Origin of the sequence: Thalassospira sp. ER-Se-21-Dark, from assembly GCF_017922435.1 — a bacterium.
In the GTDB taxonomy this organism is placed as follows: Bacteria; Pseudomonadota; Alphaproteobacteria; order Rhodospirillales; family Thalassospiraceae; genus Thalassospira.
This window is the reverse complement of the sequence record NZ_VDEZ01000001.1, coordinates 442,170-461,324: the sequence shown is the minus strand read 5'-3', so window position 1 is coordinate 461,324 and position 19,155 is coordinate 442,170. Positions and strand designations below refer to the sequence as shown.

Genomic DNA, 19,155 nt, shown 5'->3' with positions numbered 1-19,155 from the left:
GGCCTTGCGCCAAGGGAGAGAAACATGTTCCTGCGTAACTTCTGGTACGTCGCAGGCTGGGATGGCGAAATTGGTCGCACCCCCGTCGCGCGCACGATCTGCAATGAAAATGTCGTTTTGTATCGCCGTGCCGACCGGTCATTGGTCGCGCTTGAAGACAGCTGCCCGCATCGTCTTCTGCCGCTAAGCCAGGGCTATGTCGAAGGCGACCGTCTGGTGTGTGGCTATCACGGATTGGAATTTGATGGTGACGGCGCATGCGTGCATATGCCCAACCAGCAAAGCATCCACCCGGAAGCCTGTGTTCGCGCCTATCCGGTGGTCGAGAAAGACCGCTTTGTCTGGGTCTGGATCGGCGACAAGGAAAAGGCTGACGAGGCACTGGTGCCGGAAATTCCGCATGCATCCGAAGAAGGCTGGGTCTTTGACGGCGGGACGTATGATGTGAAATGCGGGTATGAGCTTTTGGTCGATAACCTGATGGATCTGAGCCACGAGACCTATGTGCATCCATCCAGCATCGGTCAGCTTGAAATCACCGAGAGCCTGCCGCAGACACGGTCCGATGACGAAAGCGTCACGGTCGAGCGCTGGATGGAAAATATCGTGCCGCCGCCGTTCTGGGCCAATAACCTGAAATCCAAGGAAGTCTGCGATCGCTGGCAGATCTGCACCTTTACCTTGCCATCCAATGTGATGATTGATGTCGGCGTTGCGCTTGCCGGGACCGGTGCGCAACAAGGTGATCGGTCCAAGGGTGTAACCGGCATTGTCGTGAACTGCATGACGCCGGAAACAGAAACCACGTGCCGCTATTACTGGGGCATGGTGCGCAACTTTGACATCGATGATAACGGGCTGACCCAAAACATCAAAGATGCGCAGGCCAAGGTGTTCTATGAGGATCTTGAAGTTGTCGAAGGCCAACAGGCCAACATGCTGCGTCATCCGGAACGCAAGCTTTTGAATTTCAATATTGATGTGGGCGGTGTGCGTGCACGGCGTCTGATTGATCGGGCACTTGCTGCTGCGGCGGAATAACCAACGCATAAAAAGACAAAGCCGGATCCGAACCGGTCAAAGAACGCTACCAAAAGAGAGAGACGCTCAGTGCTGTGAAACACCGCGCCAAAACCGTGCCAAGCGGGCGGGAGTGCTGAGCGCATTTTCAGGGAAAACGTCTGAGGTTGAAAATGTTTAAACGCCTGTTTGTATCGGCAGCAGTTGCTGCTGGCTGTTTGGCAAGCGCGCTTTCTGCGCAGGCTGAACCGGAATTTACCTTCGTTTTGGAACATGTGCTGGGGCCAAAGGCTACGGCACAGGCCAAATTCCTTGAGCCATGGGCCAAGCGGATCGAGGAACAATCGGACGGTCGCATCAAGATCGAGATTTACCCGGCGATGGCGCTTGGTGGCAAACCGACCGAGCTTTACAGCCATATTCGCGATGGTGCGGTTGATCTGGGGTGGAGTGCGCTTGGTTATACGCCGGGTGTCTATCCGCGCAGTGAAGTGTTCGAGCTGCCGTTTGTTCATACCGGCAGTGCGGCCATCACCAACATGGCCATTCAGGATATCTATGAAGAGCACCTGTCGCAGGACTTTGATGATATCAAGCCGTTGCTGATCCATGTCCATACCGGGCAGGCAATTTTCACCACCGAGAAAAAGATCGAAAGCCTTGCCGATGTCGAAGGCATGAAACTGCGCGCACCGTCGCGTACCGGTGCCTGGATGCTGGAAAGCTGGGGGGCACAGCCGGTCAGCATGCCGGTGCCAGATTTGCCGCAGGCCTTGTCGCTTGGTGTCGTGGATGGTGCGTTGATCCCGCACGAGGTCGCCATTCCGTTCAAGATCCCGGATATGACCCAGTATGCCATCGAGGGTGATCAGGGTGTCCGGTTCGGCACGCTGGTCTTCATGTTCGCGATGAACAAGGATCGCTATGAAGCCCTGCCAGATGATCTGAAAAAGGTCATCGATGATAACTCCGGCCAGAACATTGCGCGCGAAATTGGCGAGGCATGGGATGCGATTGAACCCCGCGGTGAAGAGATTTTCGCCAAATCGGGTGAGTTGGTGACGCTTTCAGCCGATGAAACCGCAAAGTTTGCCGCAAAGGCCGATGAAGTGATTGATCGCTGGATCGCGGAAATGAATGACAAGGGCGTCGATGGTGCCGCCATTGTCGCGGCTGCACGTGCGGCGATTGCCAAAAACAGCCAGTAAGAAGCTTTCAGCCCGCTGACCGGGTTGCTCCTTTCCTGGTCACAGGCATCGTGCGTCGCAGGGGTGTGGTGTTCTTGTGACGCACATATATAAAAACGGCCCGGAATGTTCCGGGCCGTTTTGCGTTGGGGACGCGAAAAGTTGGTGCTTAGCCTTCAAGCAGGGAACGCAGCATCCAGGCGGTTTTTTCATGGACCTGAATGCGGGCGGTCAGAAGGTCTGCGGTGGCATCATCATCCGAGCTATCGCAAATCGGATAGAGCGAACGCGCGGTCTTGATCACGGTTTCATGGCCTTCGACCAGTTGCGCAATCATGTCCTTGGCGGCAGGCACACTTTTTTCTTCCTTGATCGCGGTCAGTTCGCTGTAGGCTGAGAAGCTGGCCGGGGCATAGGCGCCCAGCGAACGGATGCGTTCGGCGACTTCGTCAATTGCGGTTGCCAGTTCGGTGTACTGTTCTTCAAACATGGTGTGCAGGGTCTGGAACATCGGACCCGTCACGTTCCAGTGGAAATTGTGCGTTTTCAAATATAGCGCATAGCTGTCGGCCAGAACGCGGCCAAGTCCGTCGGCGATAGCGGTGCGGTTGGATTCATTGATGCCGATATCGATCTGCATGTTTATCTCCTTTCGCCGCTTTCAATCCAAGCGGGCTTTGTGCTTTTTCGTATTGAAGGCAGTATGAATGACAGCTGTTAATTACACCAATTGATTGTCTAACTGTTTGCGATAGGGCAATTCTATTACTGGAAGTGGGGTTATTTTTTAGGGGGCCTCAACGTGGTTTTCAGGCGCTTGACATCATCCAAACCCGATGAAAACCCGGCTATCTGCCTGTTTCCTTGATCTAGAAAAAAGTCGATATGGCGCTTTTGGGCCCTGTGGGCGACAGTTGAATCCAATGAAATCAACAGGTTGAGTTTCAGATGCCTTTATTGGAACACAATTCGCCCTGAAATGGCCCAATGTGACCTGTTTTCCCGCCTTGATTTCCGGGCATATTCACAACTGTCAGTCGAGGACGTGGTCAGCAGTCTCTGTCCCCCCTCACGATACTGGCCCAGATGGTTTCAGGTTGTTCCCCCACCTGAAATACCCCGGCTGACTTGGTCTCCCCAAGACCATGAATGACCCCGAATAGATTGGGGCGGGTTTTATCCCGCCCCACTTTTTTGTCCGGATGGCGGGGCAGCAAGATCACCCCACATAAGCGCCGCCGCAATTGCCCTAATTTGCCTCCAAATGGTCATCAGACACCGTATTTTGAGCCGCATTTCGAAGGCATATTCCTAACTGTCGGATGCGAAAACTTCGATGCCGTGCCCCTCCCTCACGGCGCATCGAGGCCCGGAACAGACGCCCTTATCCCCCAAGGCGTCATGCACCCCACGGGCAAGGCAGCGCATCTGACAGGTCTCCCCAAGACCATCTGTCCCCAAAGCCCGGGCGAGCTTACAGCTCCCCGGGCTTTTAATTTGTCCGGGACGCGCCGTTGGTCACGATTTTCAGGCGCGCGATACCGTTTGGTGGTCTGTGTCTTGTGCCGGGGTGTGACCGGTGATTTTGATTGGTGAGAGCGAGAAGATCTTTGTCGGGTTTTCCCGGCCACGCACCGTGACATCGCCGCGCGGCGTCCATGCCGGAATATCGTCGTGGTTGCCACAGGCACGCACTGTATCCTCTGTTGCAAGGATATAGGTGCTGAACTCCTTGTTCAGTGCCTCAAGCCGCGAGGCGATATTGACGTTATCACCATGCACCGTAAAGGTCAGGCGGCTTTCGGAGCCGACAGCACCCAGAACAATTTCACCTGAATTGATCCCGCAGCGGGTTTTCAACTGCCCGCCATGAGAATAAATGCGCCGGTTGGCGAGTTCCTGAATGGCAAGGGCGGTGCGCACGGCGTTGAGCGCGTGATCGGTATCAGGGGTCACGGCATTAAAGGTGATCAGCATTGCATCACCTTCAAACTGGGTGATCACACCGCCAAAATGCGAAATCAAGGCATTGGTCTCAGTGAAATATTCATTGAGCATGGTGGCCAGTTCTTTTGGCGCGAGTTTTTCGGCGATTGATGAAAAACCTTCGATGTCGGTAAACATTACCGTCGCGTTGACGGCCTCGCCGTCGCCCGGTCGGATCTGTTGTTCGGCATGGGTGATGCGATTGGCAATTTCGGGTGACACAAAGCGCGACAGATCGCGGGCGGCAATTTCATCCGTGACAGCCCGAATAAACGATCTTTTGGCTCGCATCACGGCGACCGTTAGAACAGCCGTAACCAGCAAAATGGCAATTATCTTGTCAATTTCAGCCCCGATCAGGATCGAGTTTGAGGTCAGGTAGGTCACATAATCACGCGTGATCATGCTTTTGCCGCCCTCCGACCAGATGACATAGCCAGTCAGGATGATCCAGCCTGTCGCCGCTGTCCCGCCAGCTATCAGGATATAGCGCGGATCAAAGCGCAGGCTACGCAGGGCAATGAAGATGAAGACATAGAGCACGGTCGGTGCTTTGAGATAAAAGCTGGCCGGTTGCATGTACTGGATATGGAAGCTCCAGATCAGGACCATCAGAAGCCCGATATCGGCGATGACTGAAACAGTCAGAAACCAGGTCGAGAGTTTGTTGCGATAGGTCAGGGCAAGGCGTTTGAGGGTAAACAGATAATAAAGCCCAAGCGCCCAGGGTACGGGGTGGATGCCATCGGACATTGCGGTCTTGGGGGAGATGGCATAGAGACTTGCAAAAATCGTCACCAGCAACAGCTGTACCCAGCCGATCAGCTTTTCGCTTTCATATTGTTGTTTTTCGATCGCGCTCTGAACGCGCTCTGGGAGATGACTGTTGGCATTCTTGCCAAACAGGAAGGCGCTCAGCGTGCTTTTCATGGAGCCGATGTCCCGATCATGCAGATGGGTGTCCTTATTGGACACATTGAATGACCATAGTGAAACCAAGGGCGGCGCTTGCCAAGTCGAGATCGGGTGACGGCTGATCACAGCTGCGTGCGAGCAGGCGTAATGGGGAGAAGGCGAGGAAGCCGATAAAGCAAAAAAAAAAGCCGGGCAACAAATGTGCCCGGCAAGTTTATCAGGGAGGCTTCACGTCTGGGAGACGTAGGACCCTTCGCAGGGCCCTGGGTAAGCCGGACAGGGCGTCCGGCTAAAGACCGACATAATCGGTCAGGGAGAAAACTCTGTACCGCGGTGCGGAGTGTTCCGCTGCGGTTCGAGGGAGAAGATAGCGTTTTTGACGATAATGACCACTGCCAAATTGCTTTTTCAGCCATGCATTTTCTGCATAAATATATGGGGACGTTCAGAATGACATCAAGTTATTGATATTTATATGTTTTCATGAGGGTGTTTCGCCGGTTTTCTGGCTAGATCACTGTTTGCGGCGATAATTCATTGTGCAGCAGCACAAAAAAAAGCCGGTAGCGGGGGAGCTACCGGCAAGATCAACAGGGAGGCTTACGTCTGGGAGACGTAGGGAAACTCTTGAAGATTCCAAGCCGGATATCGTTCCGGCGGACGGATCGTCCAAAGATCAGGAAGCCGGAGCAAGCTCGCTTTGTGCGTATGCTCACAACTTATGATATGAATATAAGTGATCCTTGGGTGGGCCAAAAATAGAATGACTACAAGTCAACCATGCGTCAGGCGCATGACAATAAAATGTCAGCAATTTTAAGACATTATGGCACGACTGATATTTGATGTGCCCGATATAGGCAAAACACTCCATAAACGCCAACAGCCCTGCTGGGCCGGGCTGTTGCAGAATCGGATAAACGATGTCTCGGATTCTATTTCTCGGTCGTGGCACTTGCGCTGGCGGCTGCTGCGGCCTTTGCCTTGACCTTTGAAATTTCCTCGATCAGGAAGTCACGGAATACGGCGATGCGCTTGGAATGGCGCAGTTCTTCCGGATAGACGAAATAGGCATCGAAGCTTGGCCCTTCGAGTTCCGGCAGGATGCGGACCAGATTGCTATTGGAGGGCAACAGGTAATCCGGCAGGGCAGAAATGCCAAGGCCGGACTCGGTGGCGCGGAAGATGCCATAGATATTGTTGAGCTTCAGAATCGGGCGCATGTCCGGTTTGAACTGCTGTGCGGTTGCCATCATCCAGTTGACGTTGGAAACCGGCGGTCGGGCATCCGCACCATAGATGATCAGACGGTGATCCTTGAGTTCTTCAGGAGTCTTGGGCATGCCGTGTTGCTTGATATATTCCGGCGATGCAAACACGTGATAGCGCAGCGTCATCAACTGGCGCTGGACAAGATCGGCCTGACGGGGCGGCTGCATGCGGATGGCAACATCGGCCTCGCGCATGGCAAGGTCGAGTTCCTCGTCATTGAGCACCAGCGACAGTTCGATTTCCGGATACCGTTCAAGGAACTCGTTGATGCGCGGTGTTAGCCAGGTCGAACCGAAGGCCACCGTTGTCGTGACCTTGAGCGGACCGCTTGGCCGTTCCTTTGATTCGCGAATGCGCGCCTCTGCCATCGAAAGCTTGGCAAAAACATCATGTGCTGTGCGATACAGCAACTCGCCCTGTTCTGTCAGGATCAGGCCACGCGCATGGCGATGGAAAAGCGGGACTTTCACGCTTTCTTCGAGTGCGCTGATCTGTCGGCTGACGGCCGACTGGCTCAGATTAAGGTTTTCCCCTGCGTGGGTGAAGCTCCCGGCTTCGGCAACAGCGTGAAAAACACGCAGCTTGTCCCAGTCCATAGACCTGCTCCTAGATGTGCCAGCGCACGGTCGATGCGCAGGACCCCTGATAATTGTTCTCTTCTTTTATGGCCAATTTGGTTTCCACACTATTAAGTGCATCACAAGCTTTGACCAAGTGCATGATTATTCAATCAATATGAGGCCTGTGACATTTTCTGCAAGAAGACATTTTCCTGCAAAGTCCATGGCGGGGTGCGGTTTTCGACGCAATGTCAGTCAATTGGCCGGATCGCGGCCGTTTGAAACGATTAAAAAAGGGGACGCCAGATGCGTCCCCTTTGGTCTTTAGGCTCATTTACGCCAGAAGATCAGGCTTCGTGCTCTGCGATGAATTTTTCTGCCTCAAGGGCGGCCATGCAGCCCATACCAGCAGCAGTCACCGCCTGACGGTAGATTTTGTCGGTAACGTCGCCTGCGGCAAAGACCCCTTCGATATTGGTCACCGTGCTGCCCGGCTTGACGAGGATATAGTTCTCGTCATCCATGTTGACCTGGCCTTTGAAAACAGCCGTTGCTGGATCATGGCCGATGGCAACAAAGAAACCGTCGGCCTGGATATCAAGCAGCGCACCGGTTTTGACATTACGTACGCGCACACCTTCAACACCGTCCATCGGGCCATCGCCACCGAGAATGTCTTCGACAACGCTGTCCCAGACAACCTCGATCTTTTCATGCTTGAGCAAACGGTCCTGGAGCATTTTTTCTGCTCGCAGTTCGTCGCGACGATGGATCAGTGTCACCTTGGAGCAGATACCGGCAAGATAAAGGGCTTCTTCAACCGCGGTGTTGCCACCACCGACAACTGTGACCGGCTTGTTGCGATAGAAGAAACCATCACAAGTCGCGCAGGCCGAAACGCCACGGCCGTTGAACTTCTCTTCGCCCGGAAGGCCAAGCCAGCGTGCCTGTGCCCCGGTCGAAATGATGACCGTATCTGCGATATAGGTGTCGCCGGAGTCGCCTTTGCAGACGAACGGACGTTTGGAGAAATCGACTTCGGTGATCAGGTCATGCACCATTTTGGTGCCGACATGCTCGGCCTGTGCCTTCATCTGGTCCATCAGCCAAGGACCCTGAATGACATCAGCGAAGCCCGGATAGTTTTCGACATCAGTTGTGATCATCAACTGGCCACCCGGCTGAAGACCCATCACCATCATAGGTTCAAGGTTCGCGCGCGCGGCATAGATCGCTGCGGTGTACCCGGCAGGGCCGGAGCCAATGATGAGGACTTTGGTCTGATGTTCCTGGGCCATGTTCTTTGTATACGTCCGAGATGAGTAAAAACAGAGATCGAACATATTGGCAGTCCGGGCAAGACGCAACCGCTTCACGCAAAGTTTGAGCAGCTTGTTTCGCGTTTTTTAAATGGTGAAATTTTACGTTTGAAACAGGTAGTTTCATTGTGGCGTCGAAGCGTCTCGGAATGGTCGTGCAGGATGGCGGAAATTTGCGCCAAAAAGCAGATTTTTCAGCGTTTTCAGTTACGGCATCCAAGCACAAGATTGCATTCTGATGCGGATTATATTATTGCCAGCAACTTGCCTCGCTGTAATATTGTTTCAATCGGGGTAAGTTTCGCGCACAGAATCGAGGAATAAATGCAACGGGTCAAACTCGACAAGATCGACCGCAGAATTTTGCGCGATCTGCAGGAAGATGGCCGCATGACCAATGTGGAACTTGCACGCCGTGCAGGTATTTCAGCGCCCCCCTGTTTGCGTCGTGTGCGCGCACTCGAGGAAACCGGTTTCATTCAGGGCTATCATGCCGATGTGGATGCGCAGGCGCTGGGCTACAACGTGACTGTGTTTGCAATGGTCGGGCTTGCCAGCCAGGCAGAACATGATCTGCGTGCGTTTGAAGCCCGTGCGGCCGCTTGGCCAGAAGTCCGCGAATGCCACATGGTGGCCGGTGAAATGGACTTTCTTCTGAAAATCGTCTCGCACAGCTGGGATGAATATCAGAAATTCCTGACCACCGAACTGACAGTTGCCGAGAACGTCAATCACGTTAAATCGGCACTTTCGATTCGCACCGCGAAAAACATGCCCGGTGTGCCGATCGATATTGAGGTCGAAGACTGATTTCCGTTTGGGATAGTTTGTGTTTGTCATTTTGATACAGAAGCAGGGGAGATCTTTTGACCTCCCCTGTTTTGCATCAGGACTGGCTTTGTATGTCGGTAGAAGTCGAGTATTCCTGTGCGGTAGCCTCGGCCTTTGAATTGGCTTCTAATGATTTCTCTGGTGATGTGATCGGCCTTGCGGCTTCCTCGCACAGAGCTGAGATGTAAACACTAATGTTCAAGTCTTGGCACTGTTTCAAACTGTCGAGGGTTTCGGTTGCGCGGCCTGCGCGGGCCAGAAGCGAAATTCGTTCTGGGAAGTAAATGCCAGCAGTGATTTGTTCAGGAAATTTGAGCAAAGCATCATGCCATGTTTGAAGGGCATTATCCCACTGGCCCTGCTCAGCATATTCATCCCGCAAAAGTTTGAATATCTCTATCCCTGCTTGGGGGTCTTTGCGGGCAAGCTCCAGATTTAGCAATGCCTTGGCATCTTGTCCTTGCTCTTTGCGGGCAAGATATAGAATGCGTCGGGCAACCGGATCAGTGTCTTCGCGACCATCGAGCGACTTGAGTGCAAGTTCTTGTGCTTCGTCTAACTCACCGCGTTCGGCGAGAATGCGAGCACGTTCGCCATACACCGACTTTTTAATGGCCGAGAAACCTGGACCTTCCCAAACAACTCTTTGCAAGGATTCAGTATCTGCCGCAGGTGGGAAATCACCATCCAGATATTCACGTTGAATATAGAGTTTTGTCTCCAGAAGGCGTTCGGCAGCTGGCGCATGGTCGTCGCCTATTCCATCCAGCATTCTAGAAAGATCCTTGCCGACATTTGACAAACCGACATTCAGAACATCCGAAAGATTGGTATATTCGCCCAGCTGCTTCTTGCTTTTTTCGATTTCTTGTTCGCGAGCAATCTTCTCGGCTTGGACACGCTGATGCTCACTATCAAGGCGCTCCAATACGGTCGTCATTCTTTCCCAGTCATATCCCGCGCGATATAGTAAATCGACGGCGAGAAGATCAGCCTCATCCTCTTGATGGCGCTTCCATCCCGGATACAGGATGCTGTTGTTAATGCGATACATCCCAAACCCGGAAACCATCAGAGCCTTTGCCGCATTTTGGGTCGCGGGGCTGTCTGAGTTCCCCCCGAGCCATCCGGCAGCAAACTGAGTGGCGACAATGAATGATTTGTCTTCGATCGACTGTTGGTCGTCGGCGTTATGATGTTGAAAGAGGGCATGGGCAAGTTCATGTGCAACAACCGCTGCGACTTCATCTTCGTCATCAGCATTAAGTAGAACAGATGTGTTGAGCCGTAGAATGCCATTGGGGCTCATGGAGGCTCGGTAATTGTCGCTTCTGATGATTGCGACGGAAATCTCGGGCTTTTCATAGGGCCATTCTTCAAGCAGGCGGGAAACGATTGAATAAACGTAGGATGTAAGTGCCTGGGCACCTTCGCCACTCAATTCTTGAATGCTGTTAAATTGGAGTTCGCGAAGTTCCAGATCACGTGCAGACAATTCTTTCAGCGCTTCTGCGCGTTCTGTTTCCGTCCGATTTTTGACATTAAAGCCTATTTCCTGACCGTCTTGTTCGACGTTGAACTGGTCTAGAAGTGTTGTGAATGGGCTAACTTCGACGGGTTTGGTGACTCGGTTTTCTGCTGTTTCAATCAGTTTTCCATCAAAGGTATTGTAGGTTCCACCGGAGACCTGTGCCTGTATGGCCTTCATTGTCTGGCAACCCGAAAGTGCGGTTGCAGCAATCATTGCAGCGATGATGAACCTAGATCCGCTTGGAGCCATTGGTCCCTGCACAAAGCGCTTGAGATTGACGGGAAGTTGCATCATTTGATCCCCCGTCCCGAGTGGCTTTTTTCGTCAGCTGCGCGGCCGGTTTTAGCTTCGAGGATGGAAATGTTGGTCGGGGCAAGATCAGCACTCTGATTGACCTGCACAGACATTGACCTGACCCAAAAGTTGTCCTCAATTTTATAGAGCTTTCCTCCCCGTGCAGTCTCAAGCACATCGACGGGAAGCGGTAATGTATCGATCTGCTTTTGTCCTACGGCCTTGGCATTGTCGTTATAAACAGTGATTTTCCCATCCGTAGAAATGTAGTTGATAATTTGCAGTTGGGCTTGATCTTCTGCACGGGCTGGAGGAACTGAAATGATTACTGTTGCCAGATAAAAGATGCACATCATTGTCCACAAAAACTTCTGAGACATTGTGGGACCCTCCAAACTGATTTTATTTCTGACGGTTAAAAAGACGCTACTCATGAATATATCCATCGGCGTTGGGACGTTGCATGGTTGTACTGTAGCAAAATGCGATATATGCCCAACCAAGCCCGATCAGGCCTATCCAATTGATCGGTGACCATCGAAGAATGAAGAAGGTCGCTGCGATCAGAGCGAAGAAGAAAACAACGCAGCCCAGAGCCATCAGCGCAAACCTGACATAGCTTCGCTTGGAGCCCGGCTTTAAATTACTGCTAGCGATGACGTTGCTTGCCAGCCGCCAGCGGAGCAATGTCAGAACAAGCAGCCCGGCGATTTCAATCGCATCAGTTCCGTCAGCTTCCCAGAACAAAACGGGGGCGGCATGTTGCATATCCGATCCGAGTACAAGTGCATTATCGAGTGCCATTGCGTGTGCCATGACGCCGGGAATTGTTCCCTGAACCGGGGAGATGACTGTGTCACGCACTCCAGCAACATCGAGTCCAATCAAGACCACCTTATTGTTCAGGAAGTCTTCCAGAATCTTACGAGAAGCATTTGCTTGTTCTGCTTTGTCAGCCGTTGCTACATGGCTTGCCTGTTGTGCTCGCACGATCAGGTCAAAGGCCGACATGTGCGGATGGTAAATACAATTCTTGGAGATATCGGGACGTAGTCGTTCGGAGAACGCACCAATAAAATAGCTGGCACTGCGCAGCAGTTTTTCAATGAACTTGTCAGAGGGGGGGACGCAATCGCTGCCTTCGCCATCGAAGCTTGCCGGATAAAGTCGTTGATTTATCGGTGCGGTGGCTTCACCCCACCTGATCGAGATCGCTTCTGGAATTGTTTTGGTAATCTGCTGTACGTTGCTGAGCGTTGCGTCCGGACACGGTCCGTCTAACTCGCTTCCGTTGCTATCCAAGCTGCAGACTGCCTTGAGAAGCTCAGCAGCTGGTGAGAGCAAGGTACGACCGTTGCACATAGTGTACATCGGGTAATCGTTTCCATATCCAGAAAACCTGAAAAATGGCAGATCGGTTACTGCATCGCCGATCTGCGGCAGAACGCTGATGCTTTCGGAGAAGCATTCGTCGGTTCCTGCGTGTATCGACGCTGCACCCATTGCAAAGACGGGTGTATCCTTGAAGTCACGAATAGCACGGATGTTATCGGCGAAGAATTCCAAGTCGTCTTCTTGCCCGCGCGGATCAAGAAAAAGCAGGTCAAAGAAAACTGCCTTTGGCGCATAAGTCGCAACAGATGACAGCAATGTGTCATACTGATCAAATGATGGAGGCCAATCGAAAAACTCGGTGTCGAGTGATGCGTCATCAATCAGAATGACTGCGATGTTGTCACGCGCAGTATCAGGGTAGAAAGGTGAGGTTACCTGATAAAAGACATCTTTGGACCGCTCATCAGTGGAATTTGAAAAGCCGAATGGGTCCACGAACATGATCGCGATCAGGATCAGTAGATCCGGCATTGATCGAAACAGTGCGTAGAAGGGTCGTAGCGGCTCTGAAAGGTGCCGTTTCAACGCAGCAATAATAAACAAATGTAGGCCCCGATTTTGTTCACAAAGTGTGAACAGTCTCCCCCGACTTCTCTTCAGAGATGAGTTCTGCTTGAGAAATCTTATCTTAGGGCTACATTAATTAGATCAAAGTGCAATTTAAAGAAAAATTGAATGAAAGTGTTTCAATTTTTGTGTGTGTTTGTGGGGGCTACTTATCGGGCTTGCCTCGTCGAGGTGTCGCCGTTGCATTGCGGGTAATCAGGCATAAAAAAACGGCCCGCGGTTCAAGCGGGCCGTTTTGAGCAATCTGATATTCCCTGTTACGAGAAATCGACCTTCAAAATCTCATAGCTTTTGGTGCCGCCGGGCACGGTGACTTCGACAGAGTCACCGACCGACTTGCCAATCAGTGCACGGCCGATTGGCGACGTGGTCGAGATACGACCAGCGTTGATGTCGGCTTCGATCGGGCCAACCACCTGATAGGTGGTTTCCTCGTCGGTGTCTTCGTCAACGAGCTGAACCTTGGCGCCGAATTTCACGACATCGCCCGCAAGGGATTTGATGTCGATAACTTCGGAGCGGCTGAGCACATCTTCGAGCTCGGCAATACGACCTTCGCAGAAACTTTGGCGTTCGCGTGCGGCATGGTATTCGGCATTTTCCGAAAGATCGCCATGCTCACGGGCATCCGCGATGGCCTTGATGATTTCAAGGCGTTCGACGGACTTGCGATGCTTCAGTTCTTCTTCGAGACGCTGATGCCCCTGGGGGGTCATTGGTACTTTTTCCATCGCGCTCACAGCCTATTCTTATTAGCGGTCGATACTACAAAATCAACCGCCCGGCATCCCGCCGGGCGGTCTGAATTCTTCCGTCAGGTTCAGATTAAGAACCTTAGTACTTGTCCCCAAGATATTCCTGAACGGGACGGACTTCAAGTGCGCCGCGTTTCAGGTTGTCGATGGCGCGCAGGGTAGCGCGGGCACCGGCGACAGTGGTGTAGTACGGGATGTCATCGGTAAGCGCAGTACGGCGGATCGAGAAACTGTCGACCACGGCCTGCTTGCTTTCGGTGGTGTTGAACACCAGCTTGATATCGCCGTTCTTCATCATGTCCACGATATGGGGACGTCCTTCCTGTACCTTATTGACCGGGGTGACGTCTAGCCCTTCTTTTTCAAGAGCTTCTGCAGTGCCATGGGTCGCAACGATGCCAAAGCCAAGTGCAATGGCGTCGCGCGCCAGTTGAACAGCGGCCGGTTTGTCATAGTTTTTGACCGAGATGAAGATCTTGCCTTCAAGCGGAAGCGTATGGCCCGCAGCCATCTGTGCCTTGGCAAAGGCGCGGCCGAAATCGGTGTCCAGACCCATGACTTCGCCAGTCGAACGCATTTCCGGGCCAAGCAAGGTATCAACGCCCGGGAAGCGGTTGAACGGAAGGACAGCTTCCTTGACCGCGATATGCTTGAACGGACCATGATCAATTTCAAAGTCGCCGAGCTTTTCGCCCGCCATGATGCGTGCACCGATCTTGGCAATCGGGTTGCCGGTTGCCTTGGCGACGAATGGTACCGTACGCGAAGCACGCGGGTTCACTTCGATCAGATAGATGATGTCATCCTTGATCGCGAACTGAACGTTCATCAAGCCGATCACATCAAGTGCCTTGGCGAGCTGAACAGTTTGTTCCTTAAGGCGTTCGATCATCGCTTCATCAAGCGAGTAGGGCGGCAGGGAGCAGGCCGAATCACCGGAATGGATACCGGCTTCTTCGATGTGCTGCATGATGCCCGCAACAAAGACGTTCTCGCCGTCGGACACTGCGTCAGCATCAATCTCGATCGCGTCCTGCAGGAAGCTGTCGATCAGAACCGGGCTTTTGCCCGATACCTGAACCGCTTCGTGCATGTAGCGCAGAAGGTCTTCGGTGGTGTGAACGATTTCCATCGCGCGGCCACCCAGAACGTAGCTTGGGCGGATGACGATCGGGTAACCGATGCCTTCGGCGATTTTGACGGCTTCGTCGACAGAGCGGGCAATGCCGTTTGCCGGCTGACGCAGGCCAAGCTTGTTGATCAGGGCCTGGAACCGGTCGCGGTCTTCGGCGAGATCAATGCTGTCCGGGCTGGTGCCGAGGATCGGAACGCCTGCCTTTTCAAGGGCCGCGGAAAGTTTCAACGGGGTCTGGCCGCCATACTGCACAATCACGCCAAGCAGTTCGCCGTTGCTTTGTTCAAGCTGGCAAAGCTCGATCACGTCTTCGGCGGTCAGCGGTTCGAAATACAGACGATCCGAGGTGTCATAGTCGGTTGAAACCGTTTCCGGGTTGCAGTTGACCATAATGGCTTCGATGCCGGCTTCGCGCAGCGCATAGGCTGCGTGAACGCAGCAGTAGTCAAATTCGATACCCTGACCGATACGGTTCGGACCACCACCAAGAATGATGACTTTCTTGCGATCCGTGACTTCTGCCTCGTTTTCCGGCTCAACGAAACCATCGCCTTCATACATGGAATACATGTACGAGGTGCGCGACGGGAATTCGGCCGCACAGGTATCAATGCGCTTGTAAACCGGGCGCAGGCCAAGGGCCTGACGATCCGCGCGAACAGCGTCTTCGTCCTTGCCAGCCAGTTCGGCAAGACGGGCGTCCGAGAAGCCGAGCTTTTTGAGGCGGAGCAATTCCTGCTTGTCGGTCGGGATGCCGTTTGCGCGAACTTTTTCTTCCTCTGCGACCAGCATTTCAATCTGCTTGAGGTACCACGGATCAAACTTGGTCGCACCCTGAATTTCCTTAAGCGTCAGGCCATGACGGAAAGCCTGGGCCGCATACAGGATACGGAACGGGATCGGCTGGGTCAGCTTGGCGCGGATAGCGGCCTTGTCGGGCGCACCTTCGATTTTGACTTCATTCAGGCCGGTAAGCCCGGTCTCCATCGACCGCAGACCTTTCTGCAGGCTTTCGGCAAAGCAGCCACCGATGGACATCGCTTCGCCGACCGACTTCATGGCAGTCCCCAGAAGCGGCTTGGCGCCCGGGAACTTTTCAAAGGTGAAGCGCGGGATCTTGGTGACGACATAGTCGATGGTCGGCTCGAACGAGGCCGGGGTGACACCGGTGATATCGTTATCAAGCTCATCGAGGGTATACCCAACCGCAAGCTTGGCTGCGATCTTGGCAATCGGGAAGCCGGTTGCCTTGGATGCCAGTGCGGAAGAACGCGACACACGCGGGTTCATTTCAATCACGATCAGGCGACCGTCATCCGGGTTGACCGCGAACTGAACGTTCGAGCCGCCGGTATCCACACCGATCTCGCGAAGTACCGCCAGCGAGGCGTCGCGCATGATCTGATATTCTTTATCGGTCAGGGTGAGCGCCGGGGCGACAGTGATTGAGTCGCCGGTATGGATGCCCATCGGATCGACGTTTTCGATCGAGCAGATGATGATGCAGTTATCCGCATTGTCGCGGACGACTTCCATTTCATACTCTTTCCAGCCGAGAATGGATTCTTCGATCAGCACTTCGTGGGTCGGCGATATCGCCAGACCATTGCGTACGATCTGTTCGAACTCTTCACGGTTATAGGCAATACCGCCGCCTTCACCGCCAAGGGTGAAGCTTGGACGGATGATCGCCGGAAGGCCGGTAACTTCGAGTGCCTTGACCGCATCTTCGAAGGTGCGAACCATGGCTGAGCGCGCGCTTTCAAGGCCGATCTTGTCCATGGCTTCGCGGAACAGCTGGCGGTCTTCGGCCTTTTCGATGACGTGCTTTTTCGCACCGATCATCTCAACACCGTATTTTTCAAGCGTGCCGTCGTTAAATAGGGCAAGTGCGGTGTTCAGGGCCGTCTGACCCCCCATGGTCGGCAGGATGGCGTCCGGGCGTTCCTTTTCGATGATCTTGGCGACCATGGCCGGTTTGATCGGCTCGATATAGGTGGCATCGGCCAGGTTCGGATCGGTCATGATGGTCGCCGGGTTCGAGTTGACCAGAATGACGCGGTAACCTTCTTCCTTAAGGGCCTTACAGGCCTGGGCACCGGAATAGTCAAACTCGCAAGCCTGGCCAATAACAATCGGGCCGGCACCGATGATGAGGATTGATTTGATATCTGTACGTTTCGGCATGTCGTTTTCCGCTTTTCGCAAGGGCAGGCGCTATGGCTGCACCGCCTCGTTTAAGTCCGTTAATCGCGTAATCTCGGGCGTGTCCTGATCAGGGGATCAGGCTTTGGCGTCCTCGATCAGGCCAACGAAACGTTTGAACAGGTAGTGGCTGTCATGCGGCCCCGGCGATGCTTCGGGGTGGTACTGAACAGCGAAGACCGGCTTGTCTTTCAGGCGCAGACCGGCAAGGGATCCATCAAACAGCGAGAAGTGCGTTGCTTCGACGTTGTCAGGCAGGCTGTCCTTGTCGACGACAAAGCCATGGTTTTGGGATGTGATTTCAACAACACCCGTGGTCGTGTCCTTGACCGGGTGGTTCGCACCACGATGGCCGACATCCATCTTCATGGTTTTCGCACCCAGGGCGAGCGCCATCATCTGATGACCCAGGCAAATCCCGAATACAGGCTTGCCGCTTTCGATCAGGGTTTTGATTGTCGGAACCGCATATTCACCGGTGGCGGCCGGATCGCCCGGGCCGTTGGACAGGAAGATGCCATCCGGGTTCATCGCAAGGATTTCATCGGCCGAGGTGGTGGCCGGAACAACCGAGACCTTGCAATCAAGGCTTGCCAGGTTGCGCAGGATGTTGCGCTTTACGCCGTAATCGATGGCAACGACATGGTGCTTGGCATTGCCAACCTTGCCGTATCCGCCTTCGCGGGTCCAAAGGGCTTCGTCCCAGTCGTAACCGGTGGTGCAGCTGTTGTCCTTGGCAAGGTCCATGCCTTCGAGGCCCGGCCATTCGTTGGCCTTGGCGATCAGGGCTTCGATATCAAAACTGCCATCTTCGCTGTGGCAGATCACACCGTTTGGCGCGCCTTCGGTCCGGATGCGTTTGGTCAGGCGCCGGGTATCTACACCGGCGATCCCGATCCGGCCATGTTCAGCAAGCCAGTCGTTGAAATGTTTCTGGGCGCGGTAGTTTGACGGCTCGGTAATGTCCTGGCGCAGGATGCAGCCAAGGGCGACCGGTTTGGCGTTTTCGATATCTTCGTCGTTGGTGCCGACATTGCCGATATGGGGGAAGGTAAAGGTGATCATCTGACCGGCATAGGAAGGGTCGGTCATGATTTCCTGATAGCCCGTGATCGACGTGTTGAAGCAGACTTCACCAACGACCTCTCCTCGGGCCCCGACGCCGCGTCCCCAAAAAACTGAACCATCTGCGAGAACCAGAACGGCAGAAGCACCAGGGGGCGGGGTGTGCGTGGGCGCTGACATTGGCAAATGTCCTTTCGATCTTTCCACGGTGAAACACGGATTCTTTTTATATATAATAATTCTGCGCAGGCCGACAAAAACGGCTGCTGTTAACCTGCATACCGGCCATGCAGACGTGCCAAGTGGTTTCCAGCAAGGTATGCCGACAGCGCAAAAGCGTCAGCAAGGTATGCGAAAAGCGGGGCAAAGCGTGATCCCGGCAGGCAAATTGGCGGATGTCTACGGGAGTCGCCATGGCATGTCAAGGACGCATCTAAACTTTTATTTTTGCAATAAAATCAATAACTTATGTGTTAACGTTTTCTTTGCGTCAAATGCCGTTTTGCGGTATGTTCGCTCCTTTCTTCCACAGAATCAGAGATGAGCCATGCTGCGATCGCAGCTTAACGACGCTTTGAAAAAGGCCGTCCTTGCCAAGGATGCCTGCTCCGTAACCACCGTGCGCCTTATTCTGGCGGCACTGAAAGAACGCGATATCGCCGCACGGAGCGACGGCAACACCGATGGCATTTCAGATGATGAAATCATCAATCTGCTTCAGGCGATGGTAAAACAGCGCCGAGAAAGCATTGAAATGTACACCAAGGGCAATCGCCCGGAACTGGCAGAACAGGAAGCCTCCGAGATCGAGGTCATCGAAAAGTTCCTGCCGGCCCAACTGTCCGACGAAGAAATCGAAGACGCCGTGCGTGGCACTGTTTCGGAAATCGGTGCGACCTGCCTTAAGGATATGGGCCGCACCATGGCAGCCCTTCGCGAAAAATACAGCGGCACGATGGATTTCGGCAAAGCCGGTGGTGTCGCCAAAAAACTGTTGGGTTAATCGCAACAGGACTATGTCATTTGAAAGCCGGGCGTGTAAAATCGTCCGGCTTTCGTCGTCCCGGGACCGGACAATAATCACATCAATCAGGTCAACCGGGGCAGGGACCAATCAA

General features: G+C 53.6%; 14 protein-coding genes. 4 read left to right on the top strand and 10 right to left on the bottom strand.

Annotated elements, in window-relative coordinates:
• The first annotated feature begins 24 nt into the window (after nt 1-24).
• On the top strand, nt 25-1,041 hold the full coding sequence (locus FHI25_RS01940) for an aromatic ring-hydroxylating dioxygenase subunit alpha (RefSeq protein ID WP_210514531.1): 1,017 nt from the start codon (nt 25-27) through the stop codon (nt 1,039-1,041).
• Between the two features lie 152 nt (nt 1,042-1,193).
• Nucleotides 1,194-2,228: a TRAP transporter substrate-binding protein gene (locus tag FHI25_RS01935; protein ID WP_210514528.1), complete on the top strand. Its 1,035-nt coding sequence runs from the start codon at nt 1,194-1,196 to the stop codon at nt 2,226-2,228.
• 148 nt (nt 2,229-2,376) lie between these two features.
• Here the strand turns inward: FHI25_RS01935 and FHI25_RS01930 are convergent, their stop codons facing one another.
• From FHI25_RS01930 to trxB, 4 genes are all read right to left on the bottom strand, one after another.
• Nucleotides 2,377-2,847, bottom strand: a complete 471-nt coding sequence (locus FHI25_RS01930) for a Dps family protein (RefSeq protein ID WP_210514525.1) — start codon at nt 2,845-2,847, stop codon at nt 2,377-2,379.
• A gap of 887 nt (nt 2,848-3,734) precedes the next feature.
• Complete coding sequence (locus FHI25_RS01925; protein ID WP_210514522.1) at nt 3,735-5,123, bottom strand: adenylate/guanylate cyclase domain-containing protein; 1,389 nt, start codon at nt 5,121-5,123, stop codon at nt 3,735-3,737.
• Nucleotides 5,124-6,043: 920 nt separating this feature from the next.
• Entirely contained in the window at nt 6,044-6,976 is a 933-nt protein-coding gene (locus FHI25_RS01920; protein WP_064787343.1) for a LysR family transcriptional regulator, read from the bottom strand.
• A gap of 311 nt (nt 6,977-7,287) precedes the next feature.
• The gene (trxB, locus tag FHI25_RS01915; protein ID WP_210514519.1) at nt 7,288-8,238 is read right to left on the bottom strand and encodes a thioredoxin-disulfide reductase; all 951 of its coding nucleotides are present in this window, start codon (nt 8,236-8,238) and stop codon (nt 7,288-7,290) included.
• Nucleotides 8,239-8,583: 345 nt separating this feature from the next.
• Here trxB and FHI25_RS01910 point away from each other — a divergent pair, with 345 nt between their 5' ends.
• Nucleotides 8,584-9,069: an Lrp/AsnC family transcriptional regulator gene (locus tag FHI25_RS01910; protein ID WP_008889517.1), complete on the top strand. Its 486-nt coding sequence runs from the start codon at nt 8,584-8,586 to the stop codon at nt 9,067-9,069.
• Between the two features lie 76 nt (nt 9,070-9,145).
• On the opposite strand, the gene FHI25_RS01905 is transcribed toward FHI25_RS01910, so the two are convergent.
• From FHI25_RS01905 to carA, 6 genes are all read right to left on the bottom strand, one after another.
• Nucleotides 9,146-10,915, bottom strand: coding sequence for a M48 family metallopeptidase (locus tag FHI25_RS01905; RefSeq protein WP_210514516.1), 1,770 nt, complete (start codon nt 10,913-10,915; stop codon nt 9,146-9,148).
• Nucleotides 10,912-11,349: a hypothetical protein gene (locus FHI25_RS01900; protein WP_210514512.1), complete on the bottom strand. Its 438-nt coding sequence runs from the start codon at nt 11,347-11,349 to the stop codon at nt 10,912-10,914. The genes FHI25_RS01905 and FHI25_RS01900 overlap by 4 nt, the downstream gene beginning before the upstream one ends.
• On the bottom strand, nt 11,342-12,853 hold the full coding sequence (locus tag FHI25_RS01895) for a CHASE2 domain-containing protein (RefSeq protein ID WP_210514510.1): 1,512 nt from the start codon (nt 12,851-12,853) through the stop codon (nt 11,342-11,344). The genes FHI25_RS01900 and FHI25_RS01895 overlap by 8 nt, the downstream gene beginning before the upstream one ends.
• 281 nt (nt 12,854-13,134) lie before the next feature.
• Nucleotides 13,135-13,608 (bottom strand): transcription elongation factor GreA, encoded by a 474-nt coding sequence (greA, locus tag FHI25_RS01890; protein WP_008889520.1) that lies wholly within the window; start codon nt 13,606-13,608, stop codon nt 13,135-13,137.
• 103 nt (nt 13,609-13,711) lie between these two features.
• Nucleotides 13,712-16,954 carry a carbamoyl-phosphate synthase large subunit gene (carB, locus tag FHI25_RS01885; protein WP_210514508.1) on the bottom strand — a complete coding sequence of 1,081 codons (3,243 nt, stop codon included), beginning with the start codon at nt 16,952-16,954 and terminating at the stop codon, nt 13,712-13,714.
• 96 nt (nt 16,955-17,050) lie between these two features.
• A complete protein-coding gene (carA, locus tag FHI25_RS01880) occupies nt 17,051-18,217 on the bottom strand; it encodes a glutamine-hydrolyzing carbamoyl-phosphate synthase small subunit (protein ID WP_210514506.1) in 1,167 nt (388 codons plus the stop codon).
• Between the two features lie 367 nt (nt 18,218-18,584).
• On the opposite strand from carA, the gene FHI25_RS01875 reads away from it, so the two are divergent.
• Nucleotides 18,585-19,040: a GatB/YqeY domain-containing protein gene (locus tag FHI25_RS01875; RefSeq protein WP_008889523.1), complete on the top strand. Its 456-nt coding sequence runs from the start codon at nt 18,585-18,587 to the stop codon at nt 19,038-19,040.
• Nucleotides 19,041-19,155 lie beyond the last annotated feature (115 nt).

Excerpts from the sequence above, each read along its gene's own strand:
- FHI25_RS01875 (WP_008889523.1), top strand. The coding sequence starts at position 18,585 with ATGCTGCGATCGCAGCTTAACGACGCTTTGAAAAAGGCCGTCCTTGCC.
- FHI25_RS01920 (WP_064787343.1), bottom strand. The coding sequence starts at position 6,976 with ATGGACTGGGACAAGCTGCGTGTTTTTCACGCTGTTGCCGAAGCCGGG.
- FHI25_RS01900 (WP_210514512.1), bottom strand. The coding sequence starts at position 11,349 with ATGAGTAGCGTCTTTTTAACCGTCAGAAATAAAATCAGTTTGGAGGGT.
- FHI25_RS01910 (WP_008889517.1), top strand. The coding sequence starts at position 8,584 with ATGCAACGGGTCAAACTCGACAAGATCGACCGCAGAATTTTGCGCGAT.
- trxB (WP_210514519.1), bottom strand. The coding sequence starts at position 8,238 with ATGGCCCAGGAACATCAGACCAAAGTCCTCATCATTGGCTCCGGCCCT.
- carA (WP_210514506.1), bottom strand. The coding sequence starts at position 18,217 with ATGTCAGCGCCCACGCACACCCCGCCCCCTGGTGCTTCTGCCGTTCTG.
- FHI25_RS01940 (WP_210514531.1), top strand. The coding sequence starts at position 25 with ATGTTCCTGCGTAACTTCTGGTACGTCGCAGGCTGGGATGGCGAAATT.
- FHI25_RS01935 (WP_210514528.1), top strand. The coding sequence starts at position 1,194 with ATGTTTAAACGCCTGTTTGTATCGGCAGCAGTTGCTGCTGGCTGTTTG.
- FHI25_RS01930 (WP_210514525.1), bottom strand. The coding sequence starts at position 2,847 with ATGCAGATCGATATCGGCATCAATGAATCCAACCGCACCGCTATCGCC.
- greA (WP_008889520.1), bottom strand. The coding sequence starts at position 13,608 with ATGGAAAAAGTACCAATGACCCCCCAGGGGCATCAGCGTCTCGAAGAA.
- FHI25_RS01925 (WP_210514522.1), bottom strand. The coding sequence starts at position 5,123 with ATGAAAAGCACGCTGAGCGCCTTCCTGTTTGGCAAGAATGCCAACAGT.
- FHI25_RS01905 (WP_210514516.1), bottom strand. The coding sequence starts at position 10,915 with ATGATGCAACTTCCCGTCAATCTCAAGCGCTTTGTGCAGGGACCAATG.
- carB (WP_210514508.1), bottom strand. The coding sequence starts at position 16,954 with ATGCCGAAACGTACAGATATCAAATCAATCCTCATCATCGGTGCCGGC.